This is a genomic window from Kitasatospora sp. NPDC058115 (genome assembly GCF_042884635.1).
Classification (GTDB): domain Bacteria; phylum Actinomycetota; class Actinomycetes; order Streptomycetales; family Streptomycetaceae; genus Kitasatospora.
The window spans coordinates 239,627-257,076 of record NZ_JBHVTL010000003.1 but is presented as its reverse complement, the minus strand read 5'-3'; the positions used below and the strand labels follow the sequence as shown (position 1 = coordinate 257,076).

Sequence of the window (17,450 nt, the reverse complement as noted above, 5' to 3'; positions counted from 1 at the left end):
GGGGCCGACCGACGGATGAGCGAGCGCAGGGGACCTCAGGGGCAGCAGCCCGGACAGCCGGACGACTGGTCGACCGGGCAGTACCAGCAGTACCCGCCGTACCAGCAGCAGGGCGGCTACGAGCAGCAGCAGCCCGGGCCGTACGAGCAGTCGGGCGGGTACGAGCAGTACGAGCAGTACGACCAGTACGGGCAGCCGGTGCAGTCCGCGCCCCCGTCCTACGGGCAGGGGCAGGGGCAGGGGCAGTACGGCTACCAGGACCCGTACCAGCAGCAGGGGTACCAGTCCCCCTACGAGCAGTCCGGGGGCTACGGGCAGCAGGTGCCGCAGGGGTACCAGCAGCAGGGCGGCTACGGCTACCAGGACCAGTACCAGCAGGGGCAGGACCCGTACCAGCAGCAGGGCTACCAGCAGCCGCAGCCGTCGGTGTACACGACCGCGCCGATGCCGGCCGTCGCCGAGCCGGTGACGCCGCCGGTGACGCCGCCGGTGACGCCCCCGGCGGCGGAGCCCGTCGCGCCCGCGCCCGTACCGCCGCGCCCCCGGGTGCCGCGCCCGGCCGCCGCCGAACCGGCCGCCCCCGCGCGGCCCGGGGCGCCGTCCGAGCAGGTCGGCGGCTCCCGCCCGGCCCGGGCCAGGGGCGGCGCCGCGGCCGGGTCCGGGTCCGCCGAGGACGGTTACACCACGGGCGAGTTCACCTTCGTCGACGACGAGGCGGAGAAGTCCGAGGACGTCATCGACTGGCTGAAGTTCGCCGAGTCCCGCAGCGAGGTGCGCGCCGAACGCCGCCGCAAGCTGCGCACCCGGCTGATCGGCGCCGGTGCGGTCCTCGCCCTCGCGGCGGCCGGCACCGGCGGCTACCTCTGGTTCACCGGCGGCGGCAAGGACAACGCGGCCACCGCCGCCGGACCGCGCCAGGTCAACGTCGTCCACCTGCGCGACCTGCAGGGCAAGGTCTCCAGCGCGCTGCTGGTCAACGACGCCTCCGGCCGCAAGGGCACCGTCCTGCTGCTGCCGGACACCCTGCGGCTGCCCGGCCCCGGCGACCCGCCGGTCACCACCGTCGGCCAGGCCATGGACACCCTCGGCGCCTCCGGCACCCGCGACGGCCTGACCACCGTGCTCGGCGCCCCGGTCGCCGGCACCTGGCGGCTCGACACCCCGTACCTGGAACTGCTGGTCGCCCAGCTCGGCGGCGTCCGGGTGGACACCAACGCCGAGGTCCACGAGGGCGGCAAGCCGGACGGCAAGGTGCTGGCCGCCGCGGGCAAGAACACCCTGCTCGGCGGGAAGGCCGCGGTCGCCTACGCCACCCTGCAGAACGACGGCGAGAACCGCGACGCCCAGCTCGCCCGGTTCGGCCAGGTGATGGACGCCGTGGTGCGCACCATGCCGGTCGAGTTCAAGGACGCCAAGGACGACGTGCACCGGATGAACGCGGTGCTCGACCCCTCGCTGCCCGAGGACGCGCTCGCCGGGGTGCTCGCCCAGATGGCGCAGCTCGCCAAGGACGGCACGTTCGGCACCACCGCGCTGACCGTCAAGCCGGACGGCTCGCTGGACGAAGCCACCGCCGGCAAGCAGGTCAAGGAGGTCCTCGGCGGCACCGTCAAGGCCGCCACCGGCTCCGACGGTCCGGTCCGGGTCTCCCTCCAGGACGCCACCGGCAACGACCAGGCGGCCGCCGCGGCCCAGGTCCAGGTGGTCAACGCGGGCCTCACCTTCGTCCCCGGCGGCGCCAAGGGCGCACCGCAGGCCACCAGTGAGATCCGCTACACCGACGACGCCCGGCAGGCCGCCGCGAAGTCGCTGGCGACCAGCCTCAACCTGCCGGAGACGGCCGTGAAGAAGGTCACCGACGCGCAGAACGCCGACCTGGTCGTCGTCCTCGGCAAGGACTACGCGCCGCCCAAGCCCCAGTAGCCCGGGGCGCGGGCACCCGGCGGGCACCCCGGTGGCTCCGGCGCATCCGCCGGCCCCGCGGCCCCGGTGGCCCCGGTGGCTCCGGAAATCGGTTCCGGGGCCACCGGGGCGGCGTGAGATCCTGGAAGGCGATCCCCGGCGCGCCGCGCCCGGGGCGCCCCCAAGCCGCCGAGCCGGAAGAACACCGTGACCGCCACTGAGCACAGCCAGGAACTCATCAACGTCGCCGCCCAGGCGGCGGCCGACAAGCTGGCCCACAACATCGTCGCGTTCGACGTCAGCGAGGTGCTGTCGATCACCGACGCCTTCCTGATCGCCTCCGCGGGCAACGACCGCCAGGTCCGCTCGATCGCGGAGGAGATCGAGGACCAGCTGCGCGAGAAGCTGGACATCAAGCCGGTGCGCCGGGAGGGCGAGCGCGAGGGCCGCTGGATCCTGCTCGACTACCTCGACATCGTCGTGCACGTCCAGCACTCCGAGGAGCGCTCCTTCTACTCGCTGGACCGCCTCTGGAAGGACTGCCCCGAGCTGGCACTGCCGGAGGACGCCATCGCCTCCCGCAACCGCCCGGACGCCCACACCGACGCGGCCGGCAACGCCGTCGCCCCGGCCGAGCAGGCCCCGGCGGACGACTTCGGCGCCGAGGACTACAGCTGAGCCGGGGCGCGCGGGGTCCGCGCATCGTCTTCTGGCGGCACGGCCAGACCTCCTGGAACCTCGAATCCCGCTTCCAGGGCACCACGGACATCGAGCTGACCGGGCAGGGCGTGCTGCAGGCGCAGCGGGCCGCCCGGCTGCTCTCCGGGCTGCGCCCGGACCTGCTGATCTCCTCGGACCTCCAGCGGGCCCGGCGCACCGCCGCCGAGCTGGCCGCGGTCACCGGCCTGGACGTCGAGCACCACGAGGGCCTGCGGGAGACCTACGCGGGCTCCTGGCAGGGGCTGACCAACGCGGAGATCCGCGAGCGCTACCCCGAGGAGTACGCGGCCTGGTCGCAGGGCGAGCCGGTGCGGCGCGGCGGCGGCGAACTCGCGACCGAAGTCGCCGACCGCGCGGTGCCGGTGGTGCTCGACGCGGCCGGCAAGCTGCCCGACAACGGCACGCTCGTCGTGGTCAGCCACGGCGGCACCATCCGCACCATGCTCGGGCGGATGCTCGGCCTGGAGCCGGCGCTGTGGGAGTGCTTCGGCGGGCTGTCGAACTGCTGCTGGTCCGTGCTGGGCCGGGGCGCGCGGGGCTGGCGGCTGCTGGAGCACAACGCGGGCACCCTGCCGCAGCCGGTCATCGGCGACGACACCTGAGGTCACCGGCGGGGGTGCGGAGGGGGCACCGGGGGGCGGATTTCGCAGTTCCGGGCCTTTGCGGTTAGAGTCTTCCTCGTTCGCACGGAGGGAACGCGGCCCGGAAGGGAAGCGGGAGATCCGGTCAGCGAGGGGCTGTAGCTCAGTTGGTAGAGCGCTTGCATGGCATGCAAGAGGTCCGGGGTTCAATTCCCCGTAGCTCCACTCCGCACCCGGGGTCCCGAGGGATCACGTGTGTCGCGGGGCTGTAGCTCAGTTGGTAGAGCGCTTGCATGGCATGCAAGAGGTCCGGGGTTCAATTCCCCGTAGCTCCACAGACGAGGAAGGCCGTCACCCGGTGGGTGGCGGCCTTCCGGCGTTCCCGCTGCTCCCGGTGTTCCTGCTGCCCCCGGCGTTCCCCGTGTGCCGCGCGCTGCGGACTCAGCCGACGGGCCCGGTGCGGGGGTGGCCGCACGGCGCGGTCCAGCCGCCCGGCCGCAGCGCCGCCAGCCGTTCCACCCGCGCGCGGTCCTCCGGCCCGTCCGGGGTGTAGACGGCGACGTACGCCTCCGGCACCCCGGGGATCGTCAGGTACGTCGCGTTCAGCCGCATCACGCCCACCCCGGGGTGCCGGAACACCTTCAGCGAGGTCGACCGCGAGGACACCTCCTGGCGGGCCCACAGCTCCCGGAACTCCGCGCTCGCCTCCAGCAGCGACCGCACGTACTCCTCCCAGGCCGGCTCGCCGACGTGCCGGCCGTACGCGCCGCGCAGCACCGCGACCATCTGCGGCAGCTGCTCGTCCCGGTTCAGGAAGGGGTTGCAGCAGGCCGGGCTGGTCACCGTGCACCAGAGGCTGTTGAACCGGCCGTCGGTGGTCCGCGTCCGGCCGGTCGCGAACAGTGCCGCGTAGCTGGAGTTCCAGGCCAGCACGTCGTAGCGGCTGTTGGAGACGGCGGCGGGCAGCGGCACCAGCGCGTCCAGGATCAGCTGGGTCGACGGGTCCAGCACCGGGTCCGGGTCCGCCGGGCGCCGCTCCGCCACCCCGGCGAGCCGGAACAGGTGCTCCCGCTCGGCGGCGTCCAGCAGCAGCACCCGGGCCACCGCCGCGAGCACCTGCGCGCTCGCGTTGATCCGGCGGCCCTGTTCGAGCCAGGTGTACCAGGTGACCCCGACCCCGGCGAGCTGGGCCACCTCCTCGCGGCGCAGGCCCGGTGTGCGGCGGCGCAGGCCGGGCGGCAGTCCGACGTCCTCGGGGGAGACCCGGGCGCGGCGGGCGCGCAGGTACTCGGCCAGCTCGGTGCGGCGGCGGTCGCGCCGGCCGGCGGGGGTCCGGTCGGTGGGAGCCGGGCCGGTGGGGACCGGGTCGGCCGGGGCCTTGTTCGCAGGGGCGGGCTTGACGGTGCCGGGGCTGTCCACGACGGTCATACCCGCCATGGTGCCGCAGCCCGCGGGGGCGTGACAGGTGCTGCCACTACCAGGATCGGCAGGCTCTAACCACTGGTACCGGGCCCTCGCGAGGCTCGACGCATGACCGATCTCCAGACCCGGCGCCGCCCGGCCGGGACCGACTCGCCGGCCGGCGGCCCCGCCACCGGGCCCGGGACGGCGTCCGTCGCCCGGCCCGGCCTGCTCCTCGCGCTCGTCCTCAGCGGCCAGTTCATGGCCGTGCTCGACACCGCCATCGTCAACGTCGCGGTGCCGACCATCCGCACCGACCTGCACGCCTCCGGCGCCGCCCTCCAGTTCGTGGTGGCCGGCTACACCATCGCCTACGCCGTCCTGCTCATCACCGGCGCCCGGCTCGGCGCCCGCTACGGCTACAGCCGGGTCTTCCAGGGCGGCCTGGCCGCCTTCACCGCCGCCTCGCTGGCCTGCGGACTCGCCCCCGCCACCGGCTGGCTGATCGCCTTCCGGCTGCTCCAGGGCGCCGGGGCGGCCCTGATGGTCCCGCAGGTGATGAGCCTCGTCCAGCGGACCTTCACCGGCCAGGCCCGGATCCGCGCCCTGGGCCTCTACTCGGCCGTCCTCGCCGGCGGCATCGCGGCCGGGCAGGTGCTCGGCGGGGTGCTGGTCGAGGCCGACCTGTTCGGCGCCGGCTGGCGCCCGGTCTTCCTGGTCAACCTGCCGATCGGCGTGCTGCTGCTGGCGGCCGGCGCCCGGCTGCTGCCGCGCCTGCCCGGCGACCGCGACCGCGGCTTCGACCTGCCCGGCCTGCTGGTGCTCGCCGCCGCCCTCGGGCTGCTCGTCGTCCCGCTGGTGCTCGGCCACGAACTCGGCTGGCCCGGCTGGGGCTGGGCGATGTTCGGCGCGAGCGCGCTGCTGTTCGCCCTGTTCGCGTGCGTCGAGCGGCGGATCGCCCGGCGCGGCGGACAGCCGCTGATCAGCGGGCGGGTGCTCGGCGCGGCCGGGCTGCTGCCCGCCGTCGGCGCGGTGTTCATGATCATGCTGGCGTTCGCCGGCTTCATGTTCTCCTTCGCCCTGCACCAGCAGTCCGGACTCGGGGCCGGCGCCCTGCGGGCCGGGCTCTGCTCCGCCCCGATCGCCGTCGGCTTCGGCGTCGCCAGCCTGCACTGGCAGCGGCTGCCCCGGCGCCTGCACGGCGTCGTGCCCTGGCTCGGCACCGCCCTGCTCGCCGTCGGCTACCTGCTGCTCGGCCTCCTGCTGAGCGACGGGGCCGCGATCGGCGCGGGGCCGCTGCTGCTCACCGCCGTCCTCGGGCTGCTGGCCGGCTGCGCCTACGCGCCGCTGTTCGGCCGGGCGCTCGCCCGGGTCGACCCCGCCGACGCGGCGGACGCCAGCGGGGTCGTGGCCAGCGCCGTCCAGCTCGGCCAGGTGGTCGGCATCGCGCTGGTCGGTTCGGTGTTCCTCGGCGTGGCCGAGGGGCCGGCGTCGGCCGGGGACTCCGGGCACGCGCTGCTGCTCGCCGCGGCCGCCGTGGGCGTGGCCGTCGCGATCGCCGCCGTGCTCGCCGCCCGGGCGGTGGCGGCCGGGCGGGCGCAGGCGCCGGCCGAGGAGCGGGCGCCCGTCGAGGAGCGGGCGCCGGTCGAGGGGCGGGCGAACATGCCCGCAGGGGAGCGGCGGGCGGGCGGGTAGCCGGGCCGTCCGGGAAACGGATTCGTGGAGCACCCCCGGGACCGTGTAAAGTAGTCGATGTCGCCGAGGGAAACGGAACGAAACCCCCGGTGACATCGCAGGTCAAGGGGCTGTAGCTCAGTTGGTAGAGCGCTTGCATGGCATGCAAGAGGTCCGGGGTTCAATTCCCCGTAGCTCCACAGGAAACGAAGGCCGCCTCCCGGACGGGAGGCGGCCTTCGGCGTTCCGGCGTCCATCGGCGTGTCAGCGGACGGAATCCGGCAGGCGGGCCCGGCGGCCGGGCCCCGGCGGGCACGGCTTTTCCACCGGCTCCCGGCGGCGGCCCCCGGCGGAGCGCTACCGTCGGAGCCATGGCCGATCTGGCGCGCAGACGCAACGAGGAACTCGCCCGGATACTCCACCAGCTCGGCTGGAGCCCGGAGCGGCTCGCCCGCGAGGTCAACCTCACCGTCCCGGCCCGGCTCGCGATCAGCTCCACCGCCCCCTACAAGTGGCGCGACCGCGGCATGGTCCCGCGCAGCCCGCACGACCAGGCCGTCTGCGAGGTGCTCGGCCGCACCCTCGGCATCGCCGTCACCTACGAACAGCTCTGGGGCCCGATGGGCGGCCACCGCGGCGCCAAGACCCTCTCCCCGCGCCTGCTGACCGACCCGTGGACGGCCGACACCGCGCAGACCGCGCTGCGCGAGACCGCCGCCGGCGCCGGCCCCGTCCGGCTCACCGACCTCTTCCGCGGCGCCGACCTCGCCGAGGCCGCCCGCCGGCTGACCACCGCGCCGCCCGCCCTCGGCGGCGACGGCGCGCTGCGCGTCGACCCGGCGGTGATCAGCGAACTCGCCGCCGCCCACCGCGCCAAACAGCGACTGGAACGCTCCTGCGGCGGCGGGCTCGTGCTCGACCCCGCCCGTGCCGAACTGGCCATGGTCGCCAAGCTGCTGGAACTCGGCGCCTACGACGAACCGCTCGGCCGGGCCCTGTACGGCGCGGCCGGGCGCCTGGCCCGGCTCGTCGCCCGGGCCGCGTTCGACCTCGGCCACGACGCCGCCGCGCAGCGGGCCTTCGCCGCCGCGCTGCGCGCCGCGCACCTCGGCGGCGAGCGGCGGGACGGGGTCGCGGTGCTCGGCGGCCTGGTGGTGCTGGCCACCTGGAGCCCCGGCGGGCGCGGACTGGACGTGGTCACGGTGCTCGATCGGGCGGTGGCGGAGGCCGGGGACGGACTCGGCCCGGCCGGGCGGGCGCTGCAACTCGGCCGGATCGCCCGCGCCCACGGGCGACGCGGCGACGCGGCCGGGCTCGCCGAGGCGGCGGAGCGGGCGTTCGCCGAACTGGACGCCGACGGCGAGGAGCGGGCGGACCTCGCGGGCATGGTGGGGGAGGGGTACCTGTTCCTGGGCGAGCACGGGCGGGCGCAGCCGCTGCTGGCCCGGGCGGTGGCGGGCCTGGGGCCCGGCCGGGCCCGGGCGCGGGCGCTGCTCATGGTCCGGCTCGCCGACTCGCAGCGGCTGGCGGGCGACGCCGCCGAGGCGGTGCGCACCGCGGACCGGGCGCGGGCGCTGGCGGCGGGGATGCAGTCGCAGCGGGTGGCGCGGGCGCTGCGCGGCATCGACGCGGCGTTCCGCTCGACCGGCCCGGGCGGGAGCGGGAGCGGGAGCGGGGGCGGGGGTGAGGGCGCGCCGGGTGGGGCGTCGCGCCGGGTGGCCGGGGGCGGGGCGGCGGGCGCGTCGGCGGTATCCCCGGGAGGCGGCTGACCCCCTTGCGGTACCCTGAGCCCATGCGAACCGCGCGCCTGCTCCTTAGTCGGCCGCGCTGACCAGGACCGGCCACGCCCGAGGGCGGAGCCGGAGTCGGCGTGGCACCCCCTCCTGCGAGGGGTTTTTTTGTTTTCCGCGCGGGCCCGCCGCCCGGCACCCGTCCGGGCCACGGCCCGGGCGCGCGTCCGGGCCGCAGCCCGGGCACCCGTCCGCCGCCGGCCCGGAACGCCGGTTCGCCAACTGACATCGATGGAGCTTGAAGGACCATGAGCGAGACGACCCCTGCGTCCGGTGCGGCCGACACCGCGACCGCGCCGTTCCGGTACAGCGCCGCCCTGGCGGCGGAGATCGAGTCCCGCTGGCAGGACATCTGGGAGAAGGAGGGGACGTTCCACGCCCCCAACCCGGCCGGTGACCTGGCCGACCCGGCCGCCGCGGACGTCGCCTCGAAGCCACACAGCTTCATCATGGACATGTTCCCCTACCCGTCGGGCGCCGGCCTGCACGTCGGCCACCCGCTGGGCTACATCGCCACCGACGTCTTCGCCCGCTACCAGCGGATGAACGGCTACAACGTCCTGCACACCCTGGGCTACGACTCCTTCGGCCTGCCCGCCGAGCAGTACGCCGTGCAGACCGGCACCCACCCGCGGGTCTCCACCGAGGCCAACATCGCCAACATGCGCCAGCAGCTGCGCCGGCTGGGCCTGGGCCACGACCCGCGCCGCTCGATCGCCACGATCGACCCCGAGTACTACCGCTGGACGCAGTGGATCTTCCTGCAGATCTTCAACTCCTGGTACGACGAGCAGGCCGCCAAGGCCCGCCCGATCGCCGAACTGGTCGCCGCGTTCGAGAACGGCACCCGTGAGGTCCCCGGCGGCCGCGCCTGGTCCGCGCTGAACGCCGCCGAGCGCGACGAGGTGCTGGGCGAGTACCGGCTGGCCTACGCCAAGGAGGTGCCGGTCAACTGGTGCCCCGGCCTGGGCACCGTGCTGTCCAACGAGGAGGTCACCGCCGACGGCCGCTCCGAGCGCGGCAACTTCCCCGTCTTCAAGTCCAACCTGCGCCAGTGGATGATGCGGATCACCGCCTACTCCGACCGGCTGATCTCCGACCTGGACCTGCTGGACTGGCCCGAGGCCATCAAGCTGCAGCAGCGCAACTGGATCGGCCGCTCCGAGGGCGCCCGCGTCGACTTCGCCGTCGGCGAGCGGAAGATCACCGTCTTCACCACCCGCCCCGACACCCTGTTCGGCGCCACCTACATGGTGCTGGCCCCCGAGCACGACCTGGTCGACACCATCGTGCCCGCCGCCTGGCCCGAGGGCACCCGCGAGGCCTGGACCGGCGGCGCCGCCACCCCCGCCGAGGCCGTCACCGCCTACCGCGCCGCCGCGGCCGCCAAGTCCGACGTCGAGCGCCAGGTCGAGGCCAAGGTCAAGACCGGCGTCTTCACCGGCGCCTACGCCGTCAACCCGGTCAGCGGCGAGCCCGTCCCGGTCTTCATCGCCGACTACGTGCTGATGGGCTACGGCACCGGCGCCATCATGGCCGTCCCCGCGCACGACCACCGCGACTTCGCCTTCGCACGCGCCTTCGACCTGCCGATGCGCTGCGTCGTCGAGCCCACCGACGGGCGCGGCGAGGACCCGGCCGGCTGGGACGACGCGTTCGACACCTACGACTCCGTCATCGTCAACTCGGCCCACGACGAGGGCACCGCGGACGGCATCGCGCTGAACGGCCTGAGCGTCGTCGACGCCAAGGCCGCTGTCACCGCCTGGCTGACCGCGCGCGGCATCGGCGAAGGCACCGTCAACTACCGCCTGCGCGACTGGCTGTTCAGCCGCCAGCGGTACTGGGGCGAGCCCTTCCCGATCGTCTACGACGAGGACGGCGTCATGCACGCGCTGCCCGAGTCGATGCTGCCCGTCGAGGTCCCGCAGGTCGACGACTACTCGCCGCACACCTACGACCCCTACGACTCCACCTCCACGCCGAAGACCCCGCTGTCGCGCAACGAGGACTGGGTCACCGTCGAGCTGGACCTGGGCGACGGCCCGAAGACGTACCGGCGCGAGACCAACACCATGCCCAACTGGGCCGGCTCCTGCTGGTACGAGCTGCGCTACATCGACCCGTCCAACCGCGAGCAGGTCGTCGACCCGGCCAACGAGCGGTACTGGCTGGGCCCCACCGAGCAGAAGCCCGGCGGCGGCGCCGACCTGTACGTCGGCGGCGCCGAGCACGCCGTCCTGCACCTGCTGTACGCCCGCTTCTGGCACAAGGTGCTGCACGACCTGGGCCACGTCTCCTCCGTCGAGCCGTTCCACAAGCTGTTCAACCAGGGCATGATCACCGCCGACGTCTACCGCGACGAGCGCGGCTTCCCGGTGCCCGCCGCCGAGGTCGAGGAGCACGACGGCCAGTACTCCTGGCAGGGCGAGCCGGTCAAGCGCGAGGCCGGCAAGATGGGCAAGTCCCTGAAGAACGCCGTCGCCCCCGACGAGATCGCCGACGAGTACGGCGCCGACACGCTGCGCCTGTACGAGATGTCGATGGGCCCGCTGGACGTCTCCCGCCCGTGGGACACCCGCGCCGTCGTCGGCTCCTACCGCTTCCTGCAGCGGCTGTGGCGCAACATCGTCGACGAGTCGACCGGCGAGCTGGTGGTCACGGACGAGGAGCCGGACGAGGCGACGCTGCGCGCCCTGCACAAGGCCGTCGACGGCGTCCGCGCCGACATGGCCGGGCTGCGCTTCAACACGGCCGTCGCCAAGGCGATCGAGCTGAACAACTACCTGGTCAAGCGCGGTTCCACGCCGCGGGCGGTGGCCGAGCAGGTGGTGCTGATGGTCGCGCCGCTGGCCCCGCACATCGCGGAGGAGCTGTGGCGGCGGCTGGGCCACGGCGAGTCGCTGGCGTACACCGGCTACCCGGTGGCCGACCCGGCGTACGTCGTCGACGAGTCGGTGACCTGCGTGGTGCAGGTCAAGGGCAAGGTCAAGGCCCGGCTGGAGGTCGCGCCGTCGATCTCGGACGCCGAGCTGGAGGCGCTGGCGCTGGCCGACCCGGCGGTCGTCGCGGCGATCGGCGGGGCCGAGGTGCGCAAGGTGATCGCGCGGGCGCCGAAGCTGGTCAACATCGTCACCGGCTGAGACCGGCCGGTCGGGCGGGGCGGGCGTTCCTCCGGGAGCGCCCGCCCCGCGGCGTTGCCGGGGGCGGCGGGGGTGGCGGGGGCGGTTGGGGGCGGCGTTCGGGGTTCCGAGGTGCGGGGGTTCCGAGGTGCGGGGGTCGGGGTTCACCCCGAGTCGTCCCTGAACCCGTCCCTGAACTCCGGCCCGAGGCCCCTGATCGGCGGCCCGCGGAGCCGGTGGCGGAGCTACGGTGGAACCCTCGGTGGGCCGGTCCGCGTTGGGCCCGGTGGGGTCGGTTCGGCTGGCGGAAGGTGGCGCGTGATGGAGATCCTCGGGGTGTTGCTCGTACTCGCCCTGCTGCTCGGGCTCGGGGTGGTGGCGCTCGTCGTCGTCGGTCTGATCAAGGCCGCCCGGACGGTCGGCGAGAAGATGGAACGCCAGGAGGCCAAGGCGCGCCGGGCGGTCGAGAACGTCACCCTCAAGGCGAAGACCTACACCCAGACGGGCCCGCAGGGGCAGATCTCCGCCGTCCGGCTGCGCCTGCGGACCTCGCTGGACGGCACCCGGCAGGTCCTTCAGGGCGCCGTCGGCGAGGACGGGCAGCTCGGCGAGGCGCTGGCGCTGCTGGCCCGGCTGGACGCCCACGCGGCGGAGCTGGACGGCGAGCTGCGGATGCTGGAGCGGGAACCGGACACTGGGCGGGTCGCGGCGAAGCTGCCGGAGCTGCGCGAGCGGGCCGAGCGGATCACGCACTCGGCGGAGAAGATGCGATGGGCCGCGCAGGACCGGATGCACCGGTTCGCGGAGGACGAGCTGGGGCGGCTGAGCCAGGAGTGCGAGGACGAGGCGGGGGCGCTGCGGCACTGGGACGCCGCTCCGGGGGCGGGGGGTGCCGGGGGCGGTGCTCCGGGTGCTTCCGGTGCGGCCGGTGCGCCGGCCGGTGCTTCCGGCTCTCCCGGCGCGTCGGCCGGCGGGGCCCGTCCCGGGATCACGGACGGCCGCGGTGGCCGGCCCAGCGCCGAGGACCTGCTCGGCCTCTCCGACCCCATGGCCAAGCTGGCGCAGCGGCTGCGCAAGCCGTCCTCCGGACCCTCGGCCGGCTGAGCCGGACCCGGATGCTGCCCTCCGGCCCGGGCGGGGAGTAACCTCCGCCTCATGCCCGCCGACCTCGCACTCGTCACCGACTCCACGGCCTACCTGCCCCAGCACGCCGTCGACCGGCACGGGATCACCGTGGTCCCGCTGAGCGTCGCGGTCGGTGACGAGGTGCGGGCCGAGGGCGTCGAGATCTCCCCGAAGGACGTCGCCGAGGCGCTGCGCGGGAAGCACCGGGTCACCACCTCCAGGCCCAGCCCGGAGTCCTTCGCGGCCGCCTACCGGGCGGCCGCCGAGAGCGGTGCGCGGGGCGTCGTCTCGGTGCACATCTCCGGCGAGCTGTCCGGGACGGCGGAGGCCGCCCGGCTGGCGGCCGCGGAGTCGCCCGTGCCGGTGCGGGTGGTGGACAGCCGGCTGGTCGGCATGGCCCTCGGGTACGGGGTGCTGGCGGCGGCCGAGGCGATCGAGGCCGGCCGGGGACTCGACGAGGCGGCGCAGGCCGCCGAGCGGCGGACCGCCGGGACCAGCGGCTTCTTCTACGTCGACACCCTGGAGTACCTGCGCCGGGGCGGGCGGATCGGCGCCGCGCGGGCGCTGCTCGGCTCGGCGCTCGCGGTCAAGCCCCTGCTGCACCTGGACGGGGGGCGGATCGAGCCGCTGGAGAAGGTGCGCACCGCGTCCCGGGCGATCGCCCGGCTGGAGGAGATCGCGGTCGAGCGGGCGGAGGAGCGGGAGGTCGACATCGCGGTGCACCACCTGGCGGCGGAGGACCGGGCCGAGCCGCTCGCCGAGCGCCTGCGGGGGCGGCTGCCGGGGCTGCGCGACCTGTACGTGGGCGAGGTGGGGGCGGTGATCGGCGCGCATGTCGGGCCGGGACTGCTGGCGGTGGTGGTCTCGCCCCGGTGACGGGTGACGGGTGACGGGTGACGGGCCGTCAACGAACGGCGCCACTCCTCCCTCCTGCGGGTGAGGTTCTTCGTCCACAACCCTCGGGTTTTCCACAGGCATTCGGTAATCTCCGCGCGCCGGCCGGGCGGTTCCTACCGTGCTCCGCATGACGAGCATGCGAATCGGCGCACGCAGGCGCCGGGAGATCCAGCGGGCCAACGAGACCGCGAGCCTGCGGATGGCGGCCCTGCTGCCCGGGGCCGCTGAGCCGCCGGACGGCGAACCGTCGGTGTACGCGGGGCCGGCCGGCGCCGGTGAGCCGCCGCCGGGCGGTGCCGTGTCCGCCGCGCCGGGCGGTCCTGCGCCCGAACCCGTCGCGCCCGACCGCGCCGCGTCCGACCGTGGCGCGCCCGACCGTGCCGCGCCCGGCGTCGCCGTGGCCGACGGCGTCGTTCCCGCCGGTGCCGCGCCCCCGTGGCGGGGGCATGCGCTGGCGCTCGACCGGCGGACGGCGGTCGGCCTGCTCGTCCTCCTCCTGCTCACCGTCGGCTACGGCATCCAGCACTTCTGGCTGGGGCGGCCGCAGCCGGTCGAGGTGCCGGCCATCGCCGTCGCCCCGGTGCCGTCGACCGCCACCCCCGGGCCCGGCCCGCCCGAGGGTGCGGCCGGGAGCGAGGCCGGGAGCGCGGCGCCGGGCGCCGCCGTGGTGGTCGACATCGGCGGCCGGGTCGGCTCCCCGGGAGTGCACATCCTGCCCGGCGGTTCCCGGGTCGCGGACGCCCTGCGGGTGGCCGGCGGAGCGTTGCCCGGGACGGACACCAGGAACCTCAACCTGGCCCGCGTCCTGGCGGACGGCGAACAGATCCTCGTCGGCGAGCCGAGCACCCCGCCGGGCGCCGGGACGGGGGCGGGCCCGCCCTCCGCCGGGGCGTCGAAACAGCCGGTCAGCCTCAACCACGCCACCCTCGAACAGCTCGACACCCTCCCCGGCGTCGGCCCGACCCTCGCCCAGCGCATCATCGCCTTCCGCGCCTCCCACGGCGGCGCGTTCCGCTCGCTCGACCAACTCCGGCAGGTGAGCGGGATCGGCGAGCGCACCTACACGGAACTCCGGCCGCTGCTCACCCTCTGACGACCCGACACGCGTGCTGCCGCCCCCGCCTTGCCCGCCCTGCCCGCCCTTCCCGAGATCCCGAGAGGAGGTGCCGCCATCGCCACCGCCGTCCCCACCCGTGCCCCCGGTTCCGTCCCCACCCGTGCCCCCGGCGTCGGCGCCGGCGCCGACGCCTCCGCCGCGCCGCGTCCGAACGACCTCCGTCTGCTGCTGCCCGCCGTCGCCGCCTGGGTGGTCACGGCCGCGCTCCTCGGCCAGGGGCCCGGGCACGGCGCAGCCCTCGCGGTCGCGGACGGTGCGTCGGCGCTCCTCGGGCTGGTCCTCCTCGTCCTGCGGATGGGGCCGGACGGCGGCCCGTTCCGTCACCGGTCCGCCACCGTGACCCTCGCGGCCGTGCTGCTCACCGCGGCCGCCGCCACGACGGCGACCCTGCTGCACACCGCCGACCTGCACCGCGGGCCGCTGCCCGAACTGGCCCGCAGCGCCGCCCCGGCACCCGAGGTCGGCGTCGACCTCACCGTCACCGGAGACCCGCGCGTGCGCATCTCCCGCGGCGGCGGCTCCGGATCCGAACAGGCCCTGCTCACCGTGGACGCCGTGGTGGACCGCGTCACCGTTCCCGACGGCGTCCTCCCCGGCGCGCCGGGCCCGCGCACCGTCCGCACCCGCACGCCGGTCACCGTCCTGGTCCGCGGCGCGGACACCGGCGCGTGGGAGCGGCTGCTGCCCTCGACCCGGCTCGCCGCCGAGGTGACGGTCCGTCCGGCGGACGATCGTGCGGGCGAGTCGGCGGCGCTGCTGGTCGCCCACGGCGAGCCGCGGCACCTCGCGCCGCCGAACCTGCCGCAGCGGATCGCCGGGCGGCTCCGGGCGGGGCTGCGCGAAGCCACCGACGACCTGCCCGCGGACGAGCGGGGGCTGCTGCCCGGCCTCGTCGTGGGGGACACCTCCCGGCTGCCGGACGACCTCTGGGAAGCGTTCCGGGACACCGACCTGGCCCATCTGGTCGCGGTCAGCGGGGCCAACCTGGCGATCGTGCTGGGCGTCCTGCTCGGTGCCCCGGGGCGGGCCGGCACCGCCGAACGGAGCGGACTCGCCGCGCTGCTCGGGATCCCGCTGCGCACCACGGCGCTGCTCGGCGCCGCCGTCACGCTGGCCTTCGTGACGATCTGCCGCCCGGAGCCCAGCGTGCTCAGAGCGGCGGGGACGGGGCTGATCGGGCTGCTGGCGCTGGCCACCGGCCGTCCGCGCCAGGCGGTGCCGGCGCTGGCGGGCACGGCGCTGCTGCTGGTCCTCCTGGACCCGTACCTGGCGCGCTCCTTCGGCTTCCTGCTGTCGGTGCTCGCCACGACCGGCCTGCTGGTCCTCGGTCCGCGCTGGGCGGACGCCCTGCGGGCGCGCGGCTGGCCGCACCACCTCGCGGGCGCCGTCGGGGCGACGGCGGCGGCCCAGGCGCTCTGCGCGCCGGTGACGGTGGTGCTGTCCGGGCACGTCAGCCTCGTCGGGATCCCGTGCAACCTGCTGGCCGAGCTGGCGGTGGCCCCGGCGACCCTGCTGGGCTTCGCGGTCCTGGTGCTCGACCCGCTCCTGCCCGCGCCGGCCCGGTGGCTCGCCGAGGCCGCCGCGGTCCCGGCTGGCTGGCTGGCCGCGGTCGCCCGGCACGGCGCGGAGCTCCCGGGTGGTCAGCTGTCCTGGCCCGGAAGTTGGTTCGGCACGCTGAGCCTCGCCGTCGGCACGGCCGCGCTCTGCTGCGCGGCGCCCGCGCTGCTGCCCCGGCGGGCCGGGGCCGGTGGGCGCGGGCTGCGCGGCCGGTTCCGGGTGGTCGCGGTGGGTGTCCTGCTGCTGGTCCTGCTCGTGGTGCTGCTGCGGCCGCCACTGCTGGCCCGGATCGCGACGGGCTGGCCGCCGCCGGACTGGCGGCTGGTCATGTGCGACGTGGGGCAGGGCGACATGCTGGTGCTGCCGGTGGTCCCGGAGGGCGGGGGCCCGCCCGACAGCGCGGTGGTGGTGGATGCGGGGCCCGATCCGCAGGCGGCCGACCGCTGTCTGCGCGACCTGGGGATCACCCGGGTGCCGCTCCTCCTGGCGACCCACTTCCACGCCGATCACGTCGAGGGTCTGCCGGGGGTGCTGCACGGCCGGCACGTCGCGGCGGTGCAGGGGACGGCGGTGAACGATCCCCCGGGCGAGGCCGCCCGGGTCGCGGCCTGGGCGGCGCAGGCCGGGATCCCGCTGACGCGGGCCGGCCGCGGTGAGCGCCGGTCGGCGGGGGCCGGGGTCCGCTGGGAGGTGTTGTGGCCGGACGGAGAGGAGCCGACGGTGATGTCGGGTGCGAACAACGCGAGCGTCGCGCTGCTGGTGACCCTGGCGGGCGGTGTGCGGATGGCCCTGCTGGGCGACCTGGAGCCGCCGGCGCAGGAGGCCCTGTTGAGCCGGCTGAGGACGGCCGGGAAGGAGAGCAAGGTGGACGTGCTGAAGGTGGCGCACCATGGTTCGGCCTACCAGGACTGGGAGTTGACGGCGGCGTTGAGCCCCCGGGTGGCTCTGATCTCCTGCGGCGAGGACAACCCGTACGGCCACCCGTCGCCGCGCACGGTGGACCGGCTGCGGACGCTGGGCGCCACGGTGCTGCGAACGGACCGCATGGGAGACATCGCGGTGACGGGCGACACCCCGGGCCGCCTGGGCGCCGCCGTGCACCCGCACGCCGGGCGCCCCGGCCCCGGCCCCCACAAGCCGCGCGCCACCCACGGGGCCGGGCCCAGCGCCTCCCTCGCGGCGCGCGCAGGCCACGGCCAGCGCGCGCCGCCCTGGTAACCCCCACCACCTTCCTCCCCGGCCACGTGCGTGGATGGGGTTTGGGGTTGGGGGCACGTGGCCGGGGAGGAGGAGTGGGGTGGGGCTGGGCCCGGCAGAAACGATTCTTCACGCCCGGCCCGAGCGGCACGCTCGGGCCGGGCGAACAGCGGGGGTGAGCCGTGTGGGTATCGCACGGCACCCGCACGGGGGAGCAGCGCAGGCAGGGGGGAAGGTGGTGTCGCCGCGCTCCGGGCGAGCCCGGAGCGCCGCGGCCCCAAACAGGCCCCCCCACGGGCCGGGGGCCACAGAGCCGCGCCCCCCCCCCCCCCCCCCCCCCGTGGGAAGAGGGCCACACCCCAAAAAA

The 17,450-nt window shown here is 75.7% G+C and carries 11 protein-coding genes and 3 tRNA genes; 13 read left to right on the top strand and 1 reads right to left on the bottom strand.

Annotated features, from left to right (window positions below):
• Window positions 1-15 precede the first annotated feature (15 nt).
• The 5 genes from ACFVVL_RS04750 (at window position 16) to ACFVVL_RS04730 (ending at window position 3,538) form a co-directional block, all read left to right on the top strand.
• Complete coding sequence (locus ACFVVL_RS04750) at window positions 16-1,923, top strand: LytR C-terminal domain-containing protein (protein WP_387671369.1); 1,908 nt, start codon at window positions 16-18, stop codon at window positions 1,921-1,923.
• A 186-nt stretch (window positions 1,924-2,109) separates the two neighbouring features.
• A complete protein-coding gene (rsfS, locus tag ACFVVL_RS04745) occupies window positions 2,110-2,580 on the top strand; it encodes a ribosome silencing factor (protein ID WP_380294486.1) in 471 nt (156 codons plus the stop codon).
• Window positions 2,577-3,224, top strand: a complete 648-nt coding sequence (locus tag ACFVVL_RS04740) for a histidine phosphatase family protein (RefSeq protein WP_380294496.1) — start codon at window positions 2,577-2,579, stop codon at window positions 3,222-3,224. Before rsfS ends, ACFVVL_RS04740 begins: the two co-directional genes overlap by 4 nt.
• A gap of 131 nt (window positions 3,225-3,355) precedes the next feature.
• Window positions 3,356-3,428, top strand: a tRNA-Ala gene (locus ACFVVL_RS04735).
• Window positions 3,429-3,465: 37 nt separating this feature from the next.
• A tRNA-Ala gene (locus tag ACFVVL_RS04730) sits at window positions 3,466-3,538 on the top strand.
• Between the two features lie 106 nt (window positions 3,539-3,644).
• Here ACFVVL_RS04730 and ACFVVL_RS04725 read toward each other — a convergent pair.
• Entirely contained in the window at window positions 3,645-4,631 is a 987-nt protein-coding gene (locus ACFVVL_RS04725) for a helix-turn-helix transcriptional regulator (RefSeq protein ID WP_387671367.1), read from the bottom strand.
• A gap of 102 nt (window positions 4,632-4,733) precedes the next feature.
• Here ACFVVL_RS04725 and ACFVVL_RS04720 point away from each other — a divergent pair, with 102 nt between their 5' ends.
• From ACFVVL_RS04720 to ACFVVL_RS04685, 8 genes are all read left to right on the top strand, one after another.
• Window positions 4,734-6,299 carry an MFS transporter gene (locus ACFVVL_RS04720; protein ID WP_387671363.1) on the top strand — a complete coding sequence of 522 codons (1,566 nt, stop codon included), beginning with the start codon at window positions 4,734-4,736 and terminating at the stop codon, window positions 6,297-6,299.
• Window positions 6,300-6,405: 106 nt separating this feature from the next.
• Window positions 6,406-6,478 (top strand) — tRNA-Ala (locus ACFVVL_RS04715).
• Between the two features lie 171 nt (window positions 6,479-6,649).
• The gene (locus ACFVVL_RS04710) at window positions 6,650-8,047 is read left to right on the top strand and encodes a hypothetical protein (RefSeq protein WP_387671361.1); all 1,398 of its coding nucleotides are present in this window, start codon (window positions 6,650-6,652) and stop codon (window positions 8,045-8,047) included.
• A 269-nt stretch (window positions 8,048-8,316) separates the two neighbouring features.
• The gene (leuS, locus tag ACFVVL_RS04705) at window positions 8,317-11,211 is read left to right on the top strand and encodes a leucine--tRNA ligase (RefSeq protein ID WP_387671359.1); all 2,895 of its coding nucleotides are present in this window, start codon (window positions 8,317-8,319) and stop codon (window positions 11,209-11,211) included.
• A 300-nt stretch (window positions 11,212-11,511) separates the two neighbouring features.
• On the top strand, window positions 11,512-12,294 hold the full coding sequence (locus ACFVVL_RS04700; protein WP_387671357.1) for a hypothetical protein: 783 nt from the start codon (window positions 11,512-11,514) through the stop codon (window positions 12,292-12,294).
• A 51-nt stretch (window positions 12,295-12,345) separates the two neighbouring features.
• Window positions 12,346-13,191, top strand: coding sequence for a DegV family protein (locus tag ACFVVL_RS04695; protein WP_387671355.1), 846 nt, complete (start codon window positions 12,346-12,348; stop codon window positions 13,189-13,191).
• 148 nt (window positions 13,192-13,339) lie between these two features.
• Entirely contained in the window at window positions 13,340-14,305 is a 966-nt protein-coding gene (locus ACFVVL_RS04690; RefSeq protein WP_387671353.1) for a helix-hairpin-helix domain-containing protein, read from the top strand.
• 30 nt (window positions 14,306-14,335) lie between these two features.
• Complete coding sequence (locus ACFVVL_RS04685; RefSeq protein ID WP_387671351.1) at window positions 14,336-17,104, top strand: ComEC/Rec2 family competence protein; 2,769 nt, start codon at window positions 14,336-14,338, stop codon at window positions 17,102-17,104.
• Window positions 17,105-17,450 lie beyond the last annotated feature (346 nt).

Coding starts and splice junctions, on each gene's coding strand:
- ACFVVL_RS04725 (WP_387671367.1), bottom strand. CDS start 4,631: ATGACCGTCGTGGACAGCCCCGGCACCGTCAAGCCCGCCCCTGCGAAC.
- ACFVVL_RS04750 (WP_387671369.1), top strand. CDS start 16: ATGAGCGAGCGCAGGGGACCTCAGGGGCAGCAGCCCGGACAGCCGGAC.
- ACFVVL_RS04690 (WP_387671353.1), top strand. CDS start 13,340: ATGACGAGCATGCGAATCGGCGCACGCAGGCGCCGGGAGATCCAGCGG.
- leuS (WP_387671359.1), top strand. CDS start 8,317: ATGAGCGAGACGACCCCTGCGTCCGGTGCGGCCGACACCGCGACCGCG.
- ACFVVL_RS04710 (WP_387671361.1), top strand. CDS start 6,650: ATGGCCGATCTGGCGCGCAGACGCAACGAGGAACTCGCCCGGATACTC.
- ACFVVL_RS04720 (WP_387671363.1), top strand. CDS start 4,734: ATGACCGATCTCCAGACCCGGCGCCGCCCGGCCGGGACCGACTCGCCG.
- ACFVVL_RS04695 (WP_387671355.1), top strand. CDS start 12,346: ATGCCCGCCGACCTCGCACTCGTCACCGACTCCACGGCCTACCTGCCC.
- ACFVVL_RS04700 (WP_387671357.1), top strand. CDS start 11,512: ATGGAGATCCTCGGGGTGTTGCTCGTACTCGCCCTGCTGCTCGGGCTC.